This is a genomic window from Streptomyces sp. NPDC058157 (assembly GCF_042884105.1).
Classification (GTDB): Bacteria; Actinomycetota; Actinomycetes; order Streptomycetales; family Streptomycetaceae; genus Streptomyces.
Genome location: NZ_JBHVUQ010000005.1, coordinates 52,311 through 67,713, shown reverse-complemented (window position 1 = coordinate 67,713; position 15,403 = coordinate 52,311). Strand labels below are relative to the sequence as shown.

At 73.0% G+C, this 15,403-nt stretch carries 14 protein-coding genes; 9 read left to right on the top strand and 5 right to left on the bottom strand.

Annotation, left to right across the window (positions count from 1 at the left end):
* Nucleotides 1-58 precede the first annotated feature (58 nt).
* Complete coding sequence (locus ACFVXK_RS02590; protein ID WP_389609661.1) at nucleotides 59-427, top strand: BlaI/MecI/CopY family transcriptional regulator; 369 nt, start codon at nucleotides 59-61, stop codon at nucleotides 425-427.
* Nucleotides 424-1,365, top strand: coding sequence for a M48 family metalloprotease (locus ACFVXK_RS02585; RefSeq protein ID WP_389609659.1), 942 nt, complete (start codon nucleotides 424-426; stop codon nucleotides 1,363-1,365). Before ACFVXK_RS02590 ends, ACFVXK_RS02585 begins: the two co-directional genes overlap by 4 nt.
* Nucleotides 1,366-1,448: 83 nt before the next feature.
* Here the strand turns inward: ACFVXK_RS02585 and ACFVXK_RS02580 are convergent, their stop codons facing one another.
* The 4 genes from ACFVXK_RS02580 to ACFVXK_RS02565 form a co-directional block, all read right to left on the bottom strand.
* Nucleotides 1,449-2,969 carry an ATP-binding cassette domain-containing protein gene (locus tag ACFVXK_RS02580; RefSeq protein ID WP_389609658.1) on the bottom strand — a complete coding sequence of 507 codons (1,521 nt, stop codon included), beginning with the start codon at nucleotides 2,967-2,969 and terminating at the stop codon, nucleotides 1,449-1,451.
* A 263-nt stretch (nucleotides 2,970-3,232) separates the two neighbouring features.
* Nucleotides 3,233-4,432 carry a hypothetical protein gene (locus tag ACFVXK_RS02575; protein ID WP_389609656.1) on the bottom strand — a complete coding sequence of 400 codons (1,200 nt, stop codon included), beginning with the start codon at nucleotides 4,430-4,432 and terminating at the stop codon, nucleotides 3,233-3,235.
* 249 nt (nucleotides 4,433-4,681) lie between these two features.
* A complete protein-coding gene (locus ACFVXK_RS02570; RefSeq protein WP_389609654.1) occupies nucleotides 4,682-5,482 on the bottom strand; it encodes a hypothetical protein in 801 nt (266 codons plus the stop codon).
* Between the two features lie 58 nt (nucleotides 5,483-5,540).
* Nucleotides 5,541-6,155: a hypothetical protein gene (locus tag ACFVXK_RS02565; RefSeq protein ID WP_389609652.1), complete on the bottom strand. Its 615-nt coding sequence runs from the start codon at nucleotides 6,153-6,155 to the stop codon at nucleotides 5,541-5,543.
* A gap of 144 nt (nucleotides 6,156-6,299) precedes the next feature.
* On the opposite strand from ACFVXK_RS02565, the gene ACFVXK_RS02560 reads away from it, so the two are divergent.
* Entirely contained in the window at nucleotides 6,300-6,977 is a 678-nt protein-coding gene (locus tag ACFVXK_RS02560; protein ID WP_389609650.1) for a response regulator transcription factor, read from the top strand.
* 184 nt (nucleotides 6,978-7,161) lie between these two features.
* The gene (locus tag ACFVXK_RS02555; protein WP_389609648.1) at nucleotides 7,162-8,436 is read left to right on the top strand and encodes an ATP-binding protein; all 1,275 of its coding nucleotides are present in this window, start codon (nucleotides 7,162-7,164) and stop codon (nucleotides 8,434-8,436) included.
* 78 nt (nucleotides 8,437-8,514) lie between these two features.
* On the opposite strand, the gene ACFVXK_RS02550 is transcribed toward ACFVXK_RS02555, so the two are convergent.
* Nucleotides 8,515-9,801, bottom strand: a complete 1,287-nt coding sequence (locus ACFVXK_RS02550; RefSeq protein ID WP_389609646.1) for a histidine kinase dimerization/phospho-acceptor domain-containing protein — start codon at nucleotides 9,799-9,801, stop codon at nucleotides 8,515-8,517.
* Between the two features lie 151 nt (nucleotides 9,802-9,952).
* On the opposite strand from ACFVXK_RS02550, the gene ACFVXK_RS02545 reads away from it, so the two are divergent.
* The 5 genes from ACFVXK_RS02545 to ACFVXK_RS02525 are packed head-to-tail and all read left to right on the top strand — an operon-like array spanning nucleotide 9,953 to nucleotide 15,384.
* A complete protein-coding gene (locus tag ACFVXK_RS02545; protein ID WP_389609644.1) occupies nucleotides 9,953-10,564 on the top strand; it encodes a hypothetical protein in 612 nt (203 codons plus the stop codon).
* Entirely contained in the window at nucleotides 10,564-11,259 is a 696-nt protein-coding gene (locus ACFVXK_RS02540) for an ABC transporter ATP-binding protein (RefSeq protein ID WP_389609642.1), read from the top strand. The genes ACFVXK_RS02545 and ACFVXK_RS02540 overlap by 1 nt, the downstream gene beginning before the upstream one ends.
* Nucleotides 11,256-11,969, top strand: a complete 714-nt coding sequence (locus ACFVXK_RS02535; RefSeq protein ID WP_389609640.1) for an ABC transporter ATP-binding protein — start codon at nucleotides 11,256-11,258, stop codon at nucleotides 11,967-11,969. The genes ACFVXK_RS02540 and ACFVXK_RS02535 overlap by 4 nt, the downstream gene beginning before the upstream one ends.
* Nucleotides 11,966-14,623 (top strand): ABC transporter permease, encoded by a 2,658-nt coding sequence (locus tag ACFVXK_RS02530; protein WP_389609638.1) that lies wholly within the window; start codon nucleotides 11,966-11,968, stop codon nucleotides 14,621-14,623. The genes ACFVXK_RS02535 and ACFVXK_RS02530 overlap by 4 nt, the downstream gene beginning before the upstream one ends.
* 23 nt (nucleotides 14,624-14,646) lie before the next feature.
* Nucleotides 14,647-15,384, top strand: a complete 738-nt coding sequence (locus ACFVXK_RS02525) for a response regulator transcription factor (protein ID WP_389609636.1) — start codon at nucleotides 14,647-14,649, stop codon at nucleotides 15,382-15,384.
* The last annotated feature ends 19 nt before the right edge of the window (nucleotides 15,385-15,403 follow it).

Here is a 15,403-nt window from a genome sequence, read left to right as displayed (position 1 = left end):
CTACAGCACAGTAGTCAACCTGCGTCGATGCAGGGATCGCACCGGTCCAGGGGGCCCCATGTCCGACGAAGGCGAGCGCCGGCCCGCGGGGGAGCTCGAGTCCAGCGTCCTCGCCGCACTGTGGGCGGCCGGGACGGCGCAGTCGGCCGCCCAGGTCAGAGCGGCCCTCCCGCAGGACCTGGCACGCACCACGGTCGCGACGCTCCTGGGGCGGCTGCACGACAAGGGACTGGTGGGGCGCCGGCCCGGCGGCCGCGGCTTCGTCTATTTCGCCGTTCAGGACACACACGGCCTCGCCGCTCGCCGGATGCACCGCGAACTCGACGGAGGCAGCGACCGGAGCATGGTGCTGGCGCGATTCGTCGAGGGCCTCGATCCGGACGATGAGGCCGAGCTGCTTCGCCTGCTGCAGGAGGACCGGCCGTGATCACGCTGCTGGTGGTCCCCCTGGTGCTGCCGTGGCTCCTGCCGGCCCTCGCACGGCGCACGGCCGAGCGGGTGCGCCCGGACATCGCCCTGTGGGCGGTGGCCACCAGCACGGCGGCGCTGGCGCTCGGGGTCGCCGCCTGCCTGGGCACCCTGCTGCTCCCGCTCGTCCTGCGCCTTCCGGTACTCGCCGACTTCGCCCATCTGCTCCGGCCCGTCCAGGCGGGTCCGGCAGCACTCGTGTTCTGCGCCTCGATGCTGGCGGGCGGCGCGATCGCCGTGAGCGTGACCGCGGGCGCCCGCGGCGCGAGGGCGGAGCTGAAGCGGCTGCGCGCGGTCCGGAAGCTGGTCGCGGGGATGCCGGAGGCCGGGGGCCTGTGTGTGGTCGACGACGAGCGTCCGGACGCTTTCGCGCTGCCGGGCTGGATGCGCCGGTCGGATCGGATCGTGGTCACCGCCGGCATGCTCCGGGCTCTGGACCCGGGTGAGCGGGAAGCGCTCCTGGGGCACGAGCGTGCCCACCTGTCGGGCCGCCATCACCTGTTCCTGTCCGTCGCGCAGCTCGCCGGCTGGTGCCATCCGGCCCTGGCCGCCGTCGTTCCGGTCGTCTCCTACACGGCTGAACGCGCAGCCGACGAAGCCGCCGCGCGCGCGTGCGGGGACCGGCGACTGGCCGCCCGCGCCGTCGGGCGGGCCGCACTCGCAGCGGCGTCCCTCCGCAGCGGCTTGCAGGCGCCCACGGCTGCGGCCCGCGGCACCACCGGGCCGGTGCCCGCACGGGTCAAGGCGCTTCTCGCGCAGGCTCCGGTGCGGCGCGTCGTGCCGGCCCTGCTGGCCATGGCCCTGCTCTGCACGGCTGCGGGTGCGTCCTCTCTCGGCGGGGCCGTGTGGCTGCACCGCGGGGTGGAAGTGGCGCAGGGCGAACACCCCGCCGACTGAGCACGGACTGGCGCCTCCTTTCAAGGTCAGGACAGCCGAGACCCTGCCCAAGGCGAAGGGAGGGAGCACGACGAACCTCCCGGCTATTCCGGGGTCGTGCCGTGCGCCCCTCCGCCGCGGGCCCGGGCGCGGAAGTGGCCGTAGGCCATGAAGGTGAAGAGGACCGCCAAGAGCACCGCTGAGGAGCCGGCGGTGCCCAGGTCGAGGCCTCCCTTGGCGGTGGGCTTGGTGAGGTAGTCGCCCGCGGTGGCGCCGAAGGGGCGGGTGAGGACGAAGGCGATCCAGAAGAGGACGACGTTGGGAACGAACGGCACACGGATCAGGGCGACAAGGACGAGGAGGACGCCGGTGATCAGCAGGACGCTGCCCATGTAACCGAGTCCGGAGCTGTCGGAGAGGAAGTCGCCCATCGATGTGCCCAGGGTGTTCGAGACGAGGATCGCCGACCAGAACAGCGCCTCACCTCGGAAGGTCACGATGTCGCGGATGACGAAGGTCTGGCCGGTGGACTTCCAGGCGACGAAGATGGCGATGAGCAGGGAGACGAGGATGGCCGCGCCGGTGGGATAGCCGAGTCCCAGGCCTTGTGGTCCCCACCCCAGGGCAGTGGTGCCCTTCGCGAGGTACTCGGAGCTGGCGTCGCGGTTCATGAAGTCCGACACGGTGGTGCCGACCATGCTCGTGGAGACGATGACGGGCCAGTAGAAGAACGGGTTGTAGTGCTTCGCCCGCAGCTGCACCAGCAGGGTCACCACGAACAGGAGGAACAGGGCGATCGTCGTGAGGAAGTAGCCCAGGCGCAGGGTCTGCGCGAACAGGTCTCCGGCGGTCTCGCCCAGGGTGGTGGCGGCGATCTTCATGATCCAGAAGGCGAGAGTGACCTCCGGCAGCTTCCGTACGACGTACCGGGCCGCGTTCCCTCCCCCCGGGGACGGCGGGCGCGGTGAGAGATGAAGACGTCCTTCGTGCATCGCCCACCGCTTGCGGAGTCGCCCTGCGACCTCCGGGTCCCGCGTGGTGACCACGAGGGCCGCTCCCGCCTCGTCCGCAGCCGCGAAGAGTAGGTCCATGACCCGCCGCCCCGCTGCGCGGTCGAGGTCGCCGGTGGGATCGTCCGCCAGGATCAGGCGCGGAGCGGTGGCCAGGGTGCGGGCGATGGCGACCTGCTTGGCCTGGCCGCCGGAGAGTTCGGCGGGCATCTTGTGGGCGAGTTCGGCAGCTGCCACGACCGTGAGGCAGTGCAGCGCCCTCAGGCGCGCGGATTCCTCGGGAACACCGGCCAGGACCAGGGGCAGCGCGGCGTTCTCCGCCACGTTCAGCGTCGGCACGAGGGTGGGTCCCGCGAGCACGACTCCGACCTTCCCGTGGGCCGGTACGCGGGGAAGCCCCGGCCAGCTGATCTCGCCGGCCGTGGGCTGGACGACGTCCGCCATGAGGTGGAGCAGGGTGGACTTGCCTGATCCCGAGGGGCCTGTGATGGCTATCCGGTCGCCGGCGTGGACCTCGCACGTGGCACTGTTCACGGCGCCCGGCGCGGTCGGCTCGCTGCCGTGGGTGCGGGCCGCTTCCCGGCAGCGCAGGAGCAGGGTGCCGCCGGTGGTCACGGCAGGCTCCCGCGACGTCCCGGCCGGCCGGTCCGCCAGGCGGGCACGCGGGCAGGAAGGGCGGTACGTCGCATGATCATGGCGCCTTTCCGGAGACGAGGCGGACGGCAGGTCTCCTCCGACGCTAGGCAGTGGCTGGTCAGCGTCCGGCACGCTACCGGTGAGACGACGGTAAACCCCCAGCTGACGCGCCCCCGGCAGGTGCTCCTCCCACCGGCTGCCGGCCCCGGCGCACGGGCATGCGCCGGGGCGTCCGCGGTCCCTCAGGCCGCTCCGCCGAGGGAGGTGAGGAGCGTCTTGAGCGCGTCGGCCTCGGTGGCCTTGTCGGGGTGCGGGGCGCGCACGGCTCTCAGGACCTGGTCGATCTGGCCGTCGAGGAAGTCCCACGCCTTCGCGCTCTTGGGCTCAAGGGTGGACTGGTCGTCGTCCCACGCGGTCTCCAGGTCGGTGACGCGGCTGGTCGCGGCGCGCTGGTCACCCGAGTCGACCTTCGCCAGGGTGTCGGCGGTGATGGTCCGGAACTCGGCGATATCGGCCGGTGGGAACGGTGCCGTCGCCTCCTGCGGGGTGAGGTGACCGGCGACGGCCGCGGGGGTGTCCGCTTCTTCGCCCGCAGCGGCGTGCGGCTGGTGGTTCGCCCAGGTGAGCAGTGCGGTGGCCGCGACGGCTACGACGGCGTAGTAGGCCAGCATCGCCCGCTCACGTGCCGGGCTCGGTGTCCGCGGGGCACGGGCGGGTTCCTGGGCCTCGATGACGTCCCTGCGGCTGAGCGTGAGGTACACGACCGTGGCGAGGATGGCGACCAGGAAGATCACGCTGGTCAGTGCGGTGCCCAGGCCCAGGCCGTCGCCGCCGGGTGATCCGAGCCAGTCGCCGAGGTTGGCGCCGAGCGGGCGGGTGAGGATGTACGCCAGCCAGAAGGAGAGCACGGCGTTGGCGCCGAGGCGCCGGCCGACGACGATCGCGGCGATCAGGCCGAGCGGCAGGAGCACGGAGACGCCCGCGGTCCAACCGGTGAGTTCGAGGGTCCAGTCCCCGGTGGCGGTGCCGAGCGCGAAGGTGACCAGGACCGCGAGCCAGTAGAAGCGCTCGCGGGGCCGGGTGGTGATGCCGTGGACCGACAGGGTCCCCTCTCGGACGTACCAGACGCCGAAGACCAGGGCGAGCACGCCGGCGAAGACGCCGCTGCTCAGGGCGAGGGGCACTCCCTGGCTGTCGGTGAGGAGGTCGGTGTAGAGGGTGCCGGTCACACTGACCACCACGACGGTGAGCCAGTACACGAACGGGACGTAGCGTGAGGTGCTGAACTGCCAGGCCAAAACGGCCGCCAGGGTGCCGGTGAAGATCAGTGCGGTGTTGAACAGGCCGACACCGAGGTTCATGTTGATCCAGTCGGCGAAGCTCTCGCCCACCGTGGTGCACAGGATCTTGATGACCCAGAACCAGATCGTGACCTCGGGCACCTTGTTCAGCATCCGCCCGGCAGGCGTCCCCGGGCTCTCGGCGGCTCGGACCTGGTCTCCTGGGTGGGCGGCTGCCTCTGGAGCCGTGGGGCTCCCTGACGTTTCGTAGGTCATGCGGCCCGACTGTGCCATCGGGAACCTGAACGCATCCTGACTGTCCCACCGGCCGCCGGATCGTGACGACAGAGCGATGCCCCTGTCCCCGGACTCGGTGCTGCACACGACCGGGTACGGGGACAGGGGCCGGGGTCAGGACGAGGACCGTGTCGCGCTACGGTCGGCCGCGCTCAGCCACAGCACGACGGCGACGATGATCACGGCGAGGACCAGGCTGACCGGCCCGGTGCCCAGCCCGAGGCCGCCGCGCTCGGCGCCGACGCCGGCCCAGTCCGCGAAGGAGGCACCGAGGGGGCGGGTGAGCACGTACGCCCACCAGAAGCCGAGCACGGGCGGGAGGGCGAACAAGCGGTGGGCAAGAGCCGGCAGGGCGATCAGGGCGGCGAAAAGCAGTCCCGACGGCAGGTACCCCCAGCCCAGGGTCGCCGCGGTCAGGTCGCCGACGGCCGTGCCGAGGGCGAAGGTGGCCATGACCACGGTCCAGTAGAAGGCCTCGCGGCGTCCGCCGGCCACGGTCTCGACTGCGAGGGTGCCCTCGGTCCGCTGCCAGACGATGAAGACCAGGCTCAGGGCCAGGGCGAACGCCGACGCGGACACCGCGTACGGCACGCCCAGGGCGACGTGCGCGACGTCGGCGGCCATGGTCCCGAAGACGCTGACCATGACCACGGCGGACCAGTAGACGGCCGGGACGTAGCGGCGCGTGCGGGCCTGTGCGACCAGGGCGGCGGCCAGCAGGAGGCCGGCGCCGGCGACCGCGGGGACGGGCCCGAGGGTACGTGCGAGGTAGTCGGAGGTGGTCTCGCCCATGCCGGTGGTGAGGATCTTGACGATCCAGAACGCGGCGGTCACCTCGGGGACCTTGCTCACCGCTGAGCGAGCGGCCTGGGTGCGGGCGCGGCGGTGCGCCCGGGGGGTTGTCGTGGCGCCCAAGACGGCGGCACTCCTTTCTGCGCGGCGCGGCGGGGCCGCGCCGCTCGATCGGTCCGGTTCAGCCGCCCAGAACGGTGTTGCCCGTCAGCGTGCCGCTGGTGCCGTCGACGGTCACCGCGTGCCGCACGCCGTCGGGTCCGACGACGACGATCCGCCAGGCGCGGCCGCCGCCCTGCTCCGCGACCGGTGCCAGCGACTCGACCTTGCCGTCGTTGACCGCCGTGGCGGCCTTGTTCACGGCGTCAGCCGCGGAGAGCGAAGGCAGCGGGGCCGGCGCACCGTTGGTCGCGGGGCCGCGCACATCGTCGTCGGCACGCGCGCCGCGCTCACCGTCCCGGTGTCGGCCGTCGCGTCCCTCGTGGCCGTCGCGTCCCTCGTGGCCCTCACGGCCCTCACGGCCCTCACGGCCCTCGGAGTCCTCGCGCGAGTCGTCGCTCCGCTCGTGGTCTCCGGCCGCCACCTTGTGCTCGCCGCGTCCTTCTTCCTCGTGATGGTGGATGGCCGCCGCAGCCGCGCCGCCGCCGAGCACCACGACCGCCGCGGCACCGGCCGCGGCCCATCGCGCTCTGCGGCTGCGGAGCCGGCCCTTGCGGGCGGGCTTCCGCGCCGCGGTGTCGGAACCCCCCTCGCGCGGCTCGTCGCCACCCATGTACCGGCCCTCGGATTCACTCACTGTGACCACCCCTTGCCTCTTGGCGCGGTCCGGGGCCCTGCGCCCGGACGTCGCGGCACAGCATCGTCGGGGCCCGCTGAAGGGTTGCTGAAGACCTGAAGGTCCCTTCAGGTCGGCGACTGCGCGGCGTGCCACTCTTGGGGTATGCGTGTACTGGTGGTGGAGGACGAGCGCCGGATGGCCTTGGCGCTTCAGCACGGGCTGACCGCCGAGGGTTTCAGCGTGGACGTCGCCCACGACGGCCTGTCCGGGTTCGCCAAGGCCACCGACCGCACCTACGACGTCGTGGTGCTCGACATCATGCTGCCCGGCCTCAACGGCTACCGTGTGTGCTCGCGTCTACGGGCCTGCGGCAGCAGCGTCGGCATCCTCATGCTGACCGCCAAGGACGGCGAGTGGGACGAGGCCGAGGCTCTCGACACCGGCGCCGACGACTACCTCTCCAAACCGTTCTCCTTCGTCGTGCTCGTCGCCCGTCTGCGGGCACTGGCACGCCGGATCGGCAGCCGGGCCCCGCAGCGCACGGTCCTGGGCGACCTGGTCGTCGACTCCGCCGCCCGCACCTGCAGCCGCGGTGGCGTGCACATACCGCTCACCCCGAGGGAGTTCGCCGTCCTGGACCACCTGGCCCGGCGAGCCGGTGAGGCCGTCTCCAAGCGCGACATCCTGGACGAGGTCTGGGACGGCAACACCGACAGCGACCCCAACACCGTGGAAGTCCACGTGAGCGCCCTGCGCCGCAAGATCGACGCCCCGTTCGGGCGGGCCGCGGTGCAGACCGTCCGAGGCGCCGGATACCGGCTGGCGGCCGACGGTGGCTGAGGCACGCACGGTCACGCCCGAACCCCGGCGCCGCGGTGCCCTCCGCTCCGCACGCGGCCGGGCCGGTGCGTTTCTGCGTCCCCCGGCCGGTCGCCCCGGGACGGCCGCGCTGCTCCGACGGCTGGCGCCGCGCTCGGTCCGTACCCGTACCACCCTCGCCGCGTGTGTCAGCGTCGCGGTCGTCATGCTGGCCGCATCCGCCGTCGTCCAGATGCTGTTGCGCGTCAACCTGGAACGGACCGTCGAAGCCGGGGCACGCGAGGAGACCCGGGCCGTTTCACGCCTCGCCGCCACCGGTCAGCTCACTCCTCAGCTTCCGCTCGGTCCCGGAACCGACTTCATCCAGGTCGTCGACGCCCACGGAAGGGTGGTCGCGCAGAGCCAGAACCTCAACGGTCGCCCCGCGCTCACCCCTACCGGCACCCACGAGGGTCGCAGGACGTACAACCTCGACGCCCTCGGCGAGGAGCACGACCAGCGCATCACGACCGTCACCACCGCCACCCCCACCGGGCCGGTGACCATCCACGTCGGCGCTTCACTGCGCACGGCCGACACGGCCGAGGACATCACCACGGCGGCGCTCACGGCCCTGAGCCTCTTGTTGCTCCTCACCGTCGGCGTCCTGACCTGGCGGACGACCGGCCGGGCGCTGCGGCCCGTCGAAGCCATCCGGGCCGAGGTCGCCGCGATCAGTGACCGCGGCCTGGACCGCCGGGTGCCCGCTCCGGGCGGCGACGACGAGATCGCGCGCCTGGCCGAGACCATGAACGCCATGCTGGAACGGCTGGAGGCCGCGGGGAGCCGGCAGCGCAGGTTCATCGCCGATGCCTCACATGAGCTCCGCAGCCCGCTCGCCGTGCTCCGGACCCAGCTGGAGGTGGCACACGGCCATCCCGATCCGACGGTGCGCGACACCCTGATGGAAGGCGCCCTCCAGGACACCGAACGCCTCCAGGCGCTCTCCGCCGACCTGCTGCTGCTCGCCCGCCTCGACGCCACCGGCCACAACCGGCCCGGCGAACCGGTCGACCTCACCGAACTCGTCCCCGCCGTCGTGGCGGCACGCCCGACGGACCCGCATGAGACCGCCCTCCACACGGCCGGCGACGTCATCGTCTCCGGCAACGCCCTGTGGCTCGGCCGCCTCCTGACCAATCTGCTGGACAACGCCCAGCGGCACGCCCGGAACTCCGTCACCGTACGGATCGCCGCGGACCCGGTGACCGGCGACGCCGTCCTGGACGTGTCGAACGACGGCCTCCCGATCGCCCCCGCCGACCGTGAGAAGATCTTCGAGCGGTTCACGCGCCTCGACGACGCGAGGAGCCGCGACGACGGTGGCACCGGCCTCGGCCTGTCCATCGCCCTGGACATCGCGGCTCTGCACGGCGGCACGATCACCGTCGAGGACACCTCGGACGGCGTCACCTTCCGCACCCGCCTCGCCGCTCGCTGACCGCACCCGCTTGACCGGTCGCAGACCCTTTTGCCCGTGCCCTTCTTCGGCGTTCGCAGAAGCTCACCGCGAACCGGATCACGGCTGTTCGCGCACGGGCAGCAGCAGCGTGAAGCGGGTCGGGGCGGTCGAGGCCAGCGAGAGGCGGCCGCCGGTCGCGGCGGCGAGTCGTCGTGCCAGAGCCAAGCCGATGCCGGAGCCGTCGCCGACACCCCGCTCGAAGATCACCCGGGGGTCCAGGTCCGCGGTTCCTTCGTCGGCGACGTCCAGGGCGAGGGCCGTCCCCAGATCGCGCACGGTCAGGGTGACGGTTCCCCTGCCGTGCCGGCGGGCGTTGTCCAGGAGGATGTCGACGACCTGTTCGACCGTACGGCCCGGCACCTCCAGCCCGCCCGCCTGGGGTTCCCAGGTCGTGGTCAGGCGGCGGCCGTCTTCGGCGAAGGCACCGTGCCAGCGGCGTTCAGCGGCCGACAGGACCTCCGCGGCCGGCTGCTGCTGAACCGTCGGAAGCGGACCCGCGCCCGACCTCGCGAGTCTCAGGACCTCTTCGATGGTGTGGTCCAGATGCCTGGAGCGTTCCGCCGCCTCGGCGAGCGCGGCCCGCGGGTCCGCGTCCGGATCGGCCAAGGCGGCTTCCAGCCCCAGCTGCATCCCGGCCAACGGGGTGCGCAGCTGGTGGGAGGCATCGGCCGTGAAATTGCGGGCGTGTTCGAGGAGCTGTGCCAGGCGGTCGACCATCGTGTTGTGGGCACGTGCCACCTCGTCGATCTCGGCGATCGTGCTCGGCTCCGCTCGCGCGGTGAGGTCTCCGTCGGCGACGGCGAGCGAGGTACCGGCGAGGGCCTCCAGGGGTGCGGCGAGCACGGACGCCTGTCTGCGGGCGACGATGACCGCCGCGCCGAGCGCCACCAGGCAGAGGCCCAGCAGGGCGGCCCAGCCCCACAGGACCCGCGCCCACACGGTGCGTGCGCGCGTCGAAGCGCGGATCACTCCGATGACCTGCTCACCGCTGGAGACCGGCACCGCGACGATCAGTTCACCCCCGGACCGGCTCTGGTTCACTCCCCCGGCCAGTGCATGGCCGACCGTTTCCCCGCCGTGGGCCGGCCCCGCCCCGGCGCGCAGCGTTCCCGTCCTGTCGTAGAGGGCGAGTTTCTCGCCGGGGCGCGCCGCGTGCAGTTCGACCGGGTCCCCCGTCGCGAACTCGGGTCCCACCCGGGCGACGGCGGCCATGGCGTCCCGTTCCAGCTCTCCGCCTTCGTCGGCGAAGAACGCGTAGCGGACGGCCACCGCCAGCGGCACGGCGAGCAGGACCAGGGCGACGGTCGCGGCCACCAGGGCCACGCGGACCACGCGTGCTCTCATGGCGCCCATCATGCGGGCGAGGAGCGCGCTGCCGGCGCTTCCGGTGCGGCGGTTTTGCCGTCCTCTCACCGTGCGGGGGGCGGCCGCTCACCATCGTGGGCCTAGCGTCGCAGACAGAGCAGTCCGCCTCCTGCGAAGGAGCACGAGGACCATGCGACTCACCTACGTCCTTCCCGTGCCCGTGGTCGCGCTGACCGTTGCCGTGTCCGCTTTGGCGGGCTGCGGTTCCACGCACCCTCCCGCTGCTCCCCGAGCCGTCACCACCGTCACGGCACCGGCCCCCGCGGAGTCCAACCCGGCCGGCGACATCCCCGACAACCAGGCCTACGTCACCTACCGCTCCGCCCCCGGCTCGTTCACCCTTCAGGTGCCCGAGGGGTGGTCCCGCACGGAGGCGGCCAACGGGGACGTCACCTTCACCGACAAGCTGAACCGGATCGCGGTCCACACCGGCACGGCGGCAGCGCCCGCCACGGCGCAGAGCGTCAACGCGTCCGTCGTACCGGCACTGCGCGGGCAGATCTCCCACTTCACCGCGGGGACGACCACCCTGATCACCCGGCCCGCCGGCCCGGCGGTCCTCTCCACCTACCAGGGCGACGGCCCTGCGGACCCGGTGACTGGGAAGGCGGTACGGGACGCCTTCGAGAGGTACGCGTTCTTCCACGCCGGCCACGAGACCGTTCTCACCCTCTCGGGACCGGTCGGAGCCGACAACATCGACCCCTGGCGCACCGTCACGGACTCGCTGAGGTGGCGGTGATGAGCCAGGACGGCGGCACCGGGGCCGAGGTACTGACCGCCCACGACCTGTACCGCTTCTACCGTTCGGGCGTGGAGGAGACCCTCGCACTGCGGGGGGTCAGCCTGAGCTTGGGGCGCGGGGAGACGCTCGCCGTCATCGGCCCGTCCGGATCGGGGAAGTCCACCCTGCTGGCCTGCCTGGCCGGGTTGGACGAGCCTGACGGCGGCTACGTGTACGTGGGCGGGGAGCGGGTCAGCCACCTCCCGGAAGCGGCGCGGGCCCGGGTACGGGCCCGGCGCATCGGCGTGCTGCTCCAGTCCGGGAACCTCCTGCGCCACCTCGATCTGGCCGGCAACATCCGTCTGGCCCGCTCGGCGGCCCGCGCTCCCCGCCCCTCGTCCCACCGGCCCGACGCCGGAGAGCTCCTCGACCAGGTGGGTCTCGGCGCTCGTGGCCGGGCACTGGTCCGCGAGCTGGCCGGAGGAGAGCGGGCCCGCGCGGGTCTGGCCGTCGCCTTGGCCAACGATCCCGATGTCCTGCTCGCCGACGAGCCCACGGGCGAACTCGACGGCCCCACCGAACAACGGATCCTCGACCTGCTGCAGGACCGGGCCCGCCGCGGAGCCGGGGTCCTCCTGGTCACCCACAGCCGGCGGGCGGTCAGGATCGCCGACCGGGTCGTCGTCTTGCGCGACGGGAGGATCGGGCGGTGAACACCACCGACGTCCTGGTCCGGTGCGAGGCAGCCGCCCGCACCTACGGCACCGGAACAGCCGCCGTCGTCGCGGTCCACGGCGTCACCTGCGAGATCCGCGCGGGGGACCGCATCGCGATCACCGGTCCCTCCGGATCCGGCAAGTCCACCCTGCTCCACCTGCTGGCCGGCCTCGAAGCGCCGACCACCGGCCAGGTCACATGGCCCGGCCTGGCCGGGAAGCCCAGGCCCGACAGCGTGGGGATCGTCTTCCAGGGGCCGAGCCTGATCCCCGCCCTGGACGTCGTGGAGAACACGGCCCTCCCCCTGGTCCTCTGCGGGCAGTCGGAACGATCCGCCCGGCGCCGTGCCCTGGACTGTCTGGCCCTCGTAGCCGCCGCTCACCTCGCGGACAGGCTTCCCGAGGAGCTCTCCGGCGGGCAGGCGCAGCGGGTGGCCGTCGCCCGGGTACTGGCGGCAGCCCCCCGGCTCATCCTCGCGGACGAGCCGACGGGACAGCTCGACCGGGCCACGGGACGCCGCGTCGTCGCCGTACTCCTGGCCGCCGCGGACACCCTCGGCGCCGGCCTGGTCGTCACCACCCACGATCCGCGCGTCGCCCGGAGCCTGAGCCGGCAGTGGTCCATGCACGACGGACGCCTCCAGCCCGGCCTCGCCGAGGCCTTCTCACCCTCCGCACCGGCCACTGCGCAGGACGCCGAGCCGTGATCGGCAGCTGGGTCCGGGGGCTCCTGCTCCACCGGACAGGCCGTCTCGCCGCCACCGCCGCGGGCATCGCCCTCGCGGTCGCGCTCGTCGCCGCCCTCGGTTCCTTCCTGACCGCCTCGAAGTCCACCATGACGGACCGCGCGGTGCGCTCGGTGGCCGTCGACTGGCAGGCCGAGATCCAGCCCGGCGCCGACCCGCGCGCCGTCGTCGCGGCGATCCGGGCCGACCCGGGCGTCCGTGCCGGTGAGACGGTCGGCATGGTCCGCAGCACCGGGATGCAGACCACCACCGCGGGCAGCACCCGGAGCACCGGTCCGGGCGTCGTCCTGGGCCTTCCCGACGGCTACCGCCGGACCTTCCCGCTGGCGGTACGTCTGCTCACCGGGACCGGCGCCGGAGTGCTCCTCGCCCAGCAGACCGCGGCGAACCTGCACGCGGCACCGGGTGACACCGTCACCGTCCATCTGCCGGGCACCGCACCTGTCGCTGTGCCCGTGGCAGGGGTCGTGGACCTGCCACAGGCCGACTCCCTCTTCCAGAAGGTCGGCGCCCCGCCCCGGTCCCAGCCCTCCGCCCCGCCCGACAACGTCGTCATCGTCCCGCAAGACCTGTTCACACGACTGACCGAGCCGATGGCCGCCACGGACCCGACCGCCGTCACCACACAGATCCACATCGCCCGCGACGCACCTCTGCCGGCGGACCCGGCAGCCGCCTACACCGCCGTCACCGCTGCCGCGCGCAACCTGGAGGCCCGCACCTCCGGCGGCGTCGTCGTCGGAGACAACCTGGCCGCCACACTCGATGCCGCCCGCCAGGACGCCCTCTACTCCCAGGTCCTCTTCCTGTTCCTGGGGGTTCCCGGCTCTGTGCTCGCGGCGCTGTTGACCGCCGCCGTGGCAGGGGCGGGGGCGGATCGCAGACGCCAGGAACAGGCCCTTCTGCGTACCCGCGGCCTGTCACCTCGCCGAGTGGCCGCCCTGGCCGCATCCGAGGCGGCCGTTGTCGGCATCACCGGAGGCCTGCCGGGTATCGGGATCGCCGCGCTCGCCGGGCTGGCCGCCTTCGGCACCGCCTCCTTCGGAGTGAGCGCCGCCTCCGCCCTGACCTGGTCCTCCTCCGCCTTCCTGCTGGGCGTCGCCGTGGCCGAGGCAGCCGTCCTGCTGCCCGCCCTCCGGGACCTGAGGGCCACCACGATCGCACAGGCCCGGCGTGAGGTCCGGCGTGCCCGCTCCCCACGCTGGATGCGCTACGGCCTGGACTTCGTCCTCCTCGCCCTCTCCCTGCTGGTCTTCAGGGCAGCCGGGGCCAACCAGTACGCCCTCGTACTCGCCCCCGAAGGCGTGCCCAGCATCTCCGTGTCCTACTGGGCCTTCCTCGGGCCCGCCCTGCTGTGGCTCGGCGGCGCGCTGCTCCTGTGGCGCCTGACCTACCTCGCCCTCGCCCACGGCAGACCGGTCCTCTCCCGCCTCGCGAAGCCTCTGACGGGCACGCTCGCCGCCACCACGGCGGCCGGCATGTCGCGCAGGCGTCGGCCGCTGGCACACGCGGCCGTCCTGCTGGGCCTGGCCCTGGCCTTCGCCGTCTCCACCTCCGTCTTCAACGCCACCTACCGGCAGCAGGCAGAGGTCGACGCCCGCCTCACCAACGGCGCCGACGTCACCGTCACCCAGCCTCCCGGCACGAGCGCCGGGCCCGGCGCGGCCTCGGCCCTGCACGTGGCGGGCGTCCGGCACGTCGAACCCCTCGTCCACCGCTTCGCCTACGTCGGGGCGGACCTCCAGGACCTCTACGGCGTCCGGCCCGCCACCATCACCAGCGCCACCTCGCTCCAGGACGCCTACTTCGCGGGCGGCACGGCCCGCGCCCTGATGCACCGGCTCGCGGCCCGCCCCGACGGCCTGCTCGTCAGCGAGGAGACCGTCAAGGACTTCCGCCTCACCCCCGGAGACACGGTCAACCTGCGCCTTCGCGACAGCCGCACCCAGTCCCTGCGCACTGTTCCCTTCCACTACGCGGGCGTCGTCAAGGAGTTCCCCACCGCGCCCAAGGACAGCTTCCTGGTCGCGAACGCCGACTACGTGGCCCGCGCCACCGGCAGTGACGCCGTCGGCGCGTTCCTCGTCGACACGGGCGGCACGAACCAGCACGGCGTCGCCGACGCCCTGCGCCACAAGCTGGGGCCCTCCGCCACGGTCACCGACATCACCCAGACCCGCTCCGCCGTCGGCTCCGGCCTCACCTCCGTGGACCTGGCCGGCCTCTCCCGGATCGAACTCGGCTTCGCCGTGCTCCTGGCCGCCGCATCCGGTGGAATCGTGTTGGCCCTGGGCCTGGCAGAACGCCGACGCACCTTCGCGATCACCACCGTCCTCGGCGCCACACCCCGCCAGCTGCGCGGCCTGGTCCTGGCCGAGGCCGCCGCCCTGACCACAGCGGGATTCGCGGGCGGCGCCGTCGTCGGCTGGGCCCTGTCCCGCATGCTGATCACGGTGCTGACCGGCGTCTTCGACCCGCCACCGACCGGCGCGGCCGTCCCCTGGGGCTACCTGGCCGCCACAGCCGTGGCGACCGTCGCAGCCCTCACCGCGGCGGCCCTCAACGCCGCCCGACGCTCGGCCCGCCCACCCGTCGAGGAACTGCGCGAGCTGTGACTCACGGGCCTACGCTGCTGACCATGCCCGCCCCCCACGACCGCGACCGCTCCCCCGCCCTCCTGATCATCGAGGACGACGAGACCATCGGACGTCACCTCGACACCGGACTCCGGGCGCACGGGTACGCCACCACCTGGTGCCGCACCGGCAACGGGGGGCTCCAAGCAGCCCGGACCGCACCGCCGGAGATCGTCCTGCTCGACCTCGGCCTGCCGGACGCGGACGGCATCGACCTCGCCCGGGAGCTCCGCAGCTGCCATCCCGAGCTCCTGCTCGTCGTCCTGACCGCCCGCAGCGAAGAGATCGACATCATCGCCGGGCTCGACGCCGGCGCCGACGACTACCTCGTCAAACCCTTCGCCCTCTCCGTACTCCTGGCCCGCCTCCGCGCCCACCTGCGCCGCGTTCCCCCCGGACACGACGATCAGGAGGCGGCCTACCGCGTCGGCCCCCTCATCGTGGACACGCGCGCCCGCACATGCCTCCTGGGCGGTGAAGAAGTGGCCCTGCGCCCGAAGGAATTCGACCTGCTCGCCGTCCTGGCCAAGCACGCCGGCACCGCCGTCTCACGCGAAGACCTCATGGCCCGGGTGTGGGACGAGAACTGGTTCGGTCCCACCAAGACCCTGGACGTCACCCTGGCCTCTCTCCGCCGCCGCCTCGCCCAGAGCGCGGCACGGGCCGTACCGGCCGCGGAGCCGCCGAGCATCTCCACGCTGCGCGGCTTCGGCTATCGCCTCGAAAGGGAGCACGGCTGACCCCCGCAGAGTTACCCGG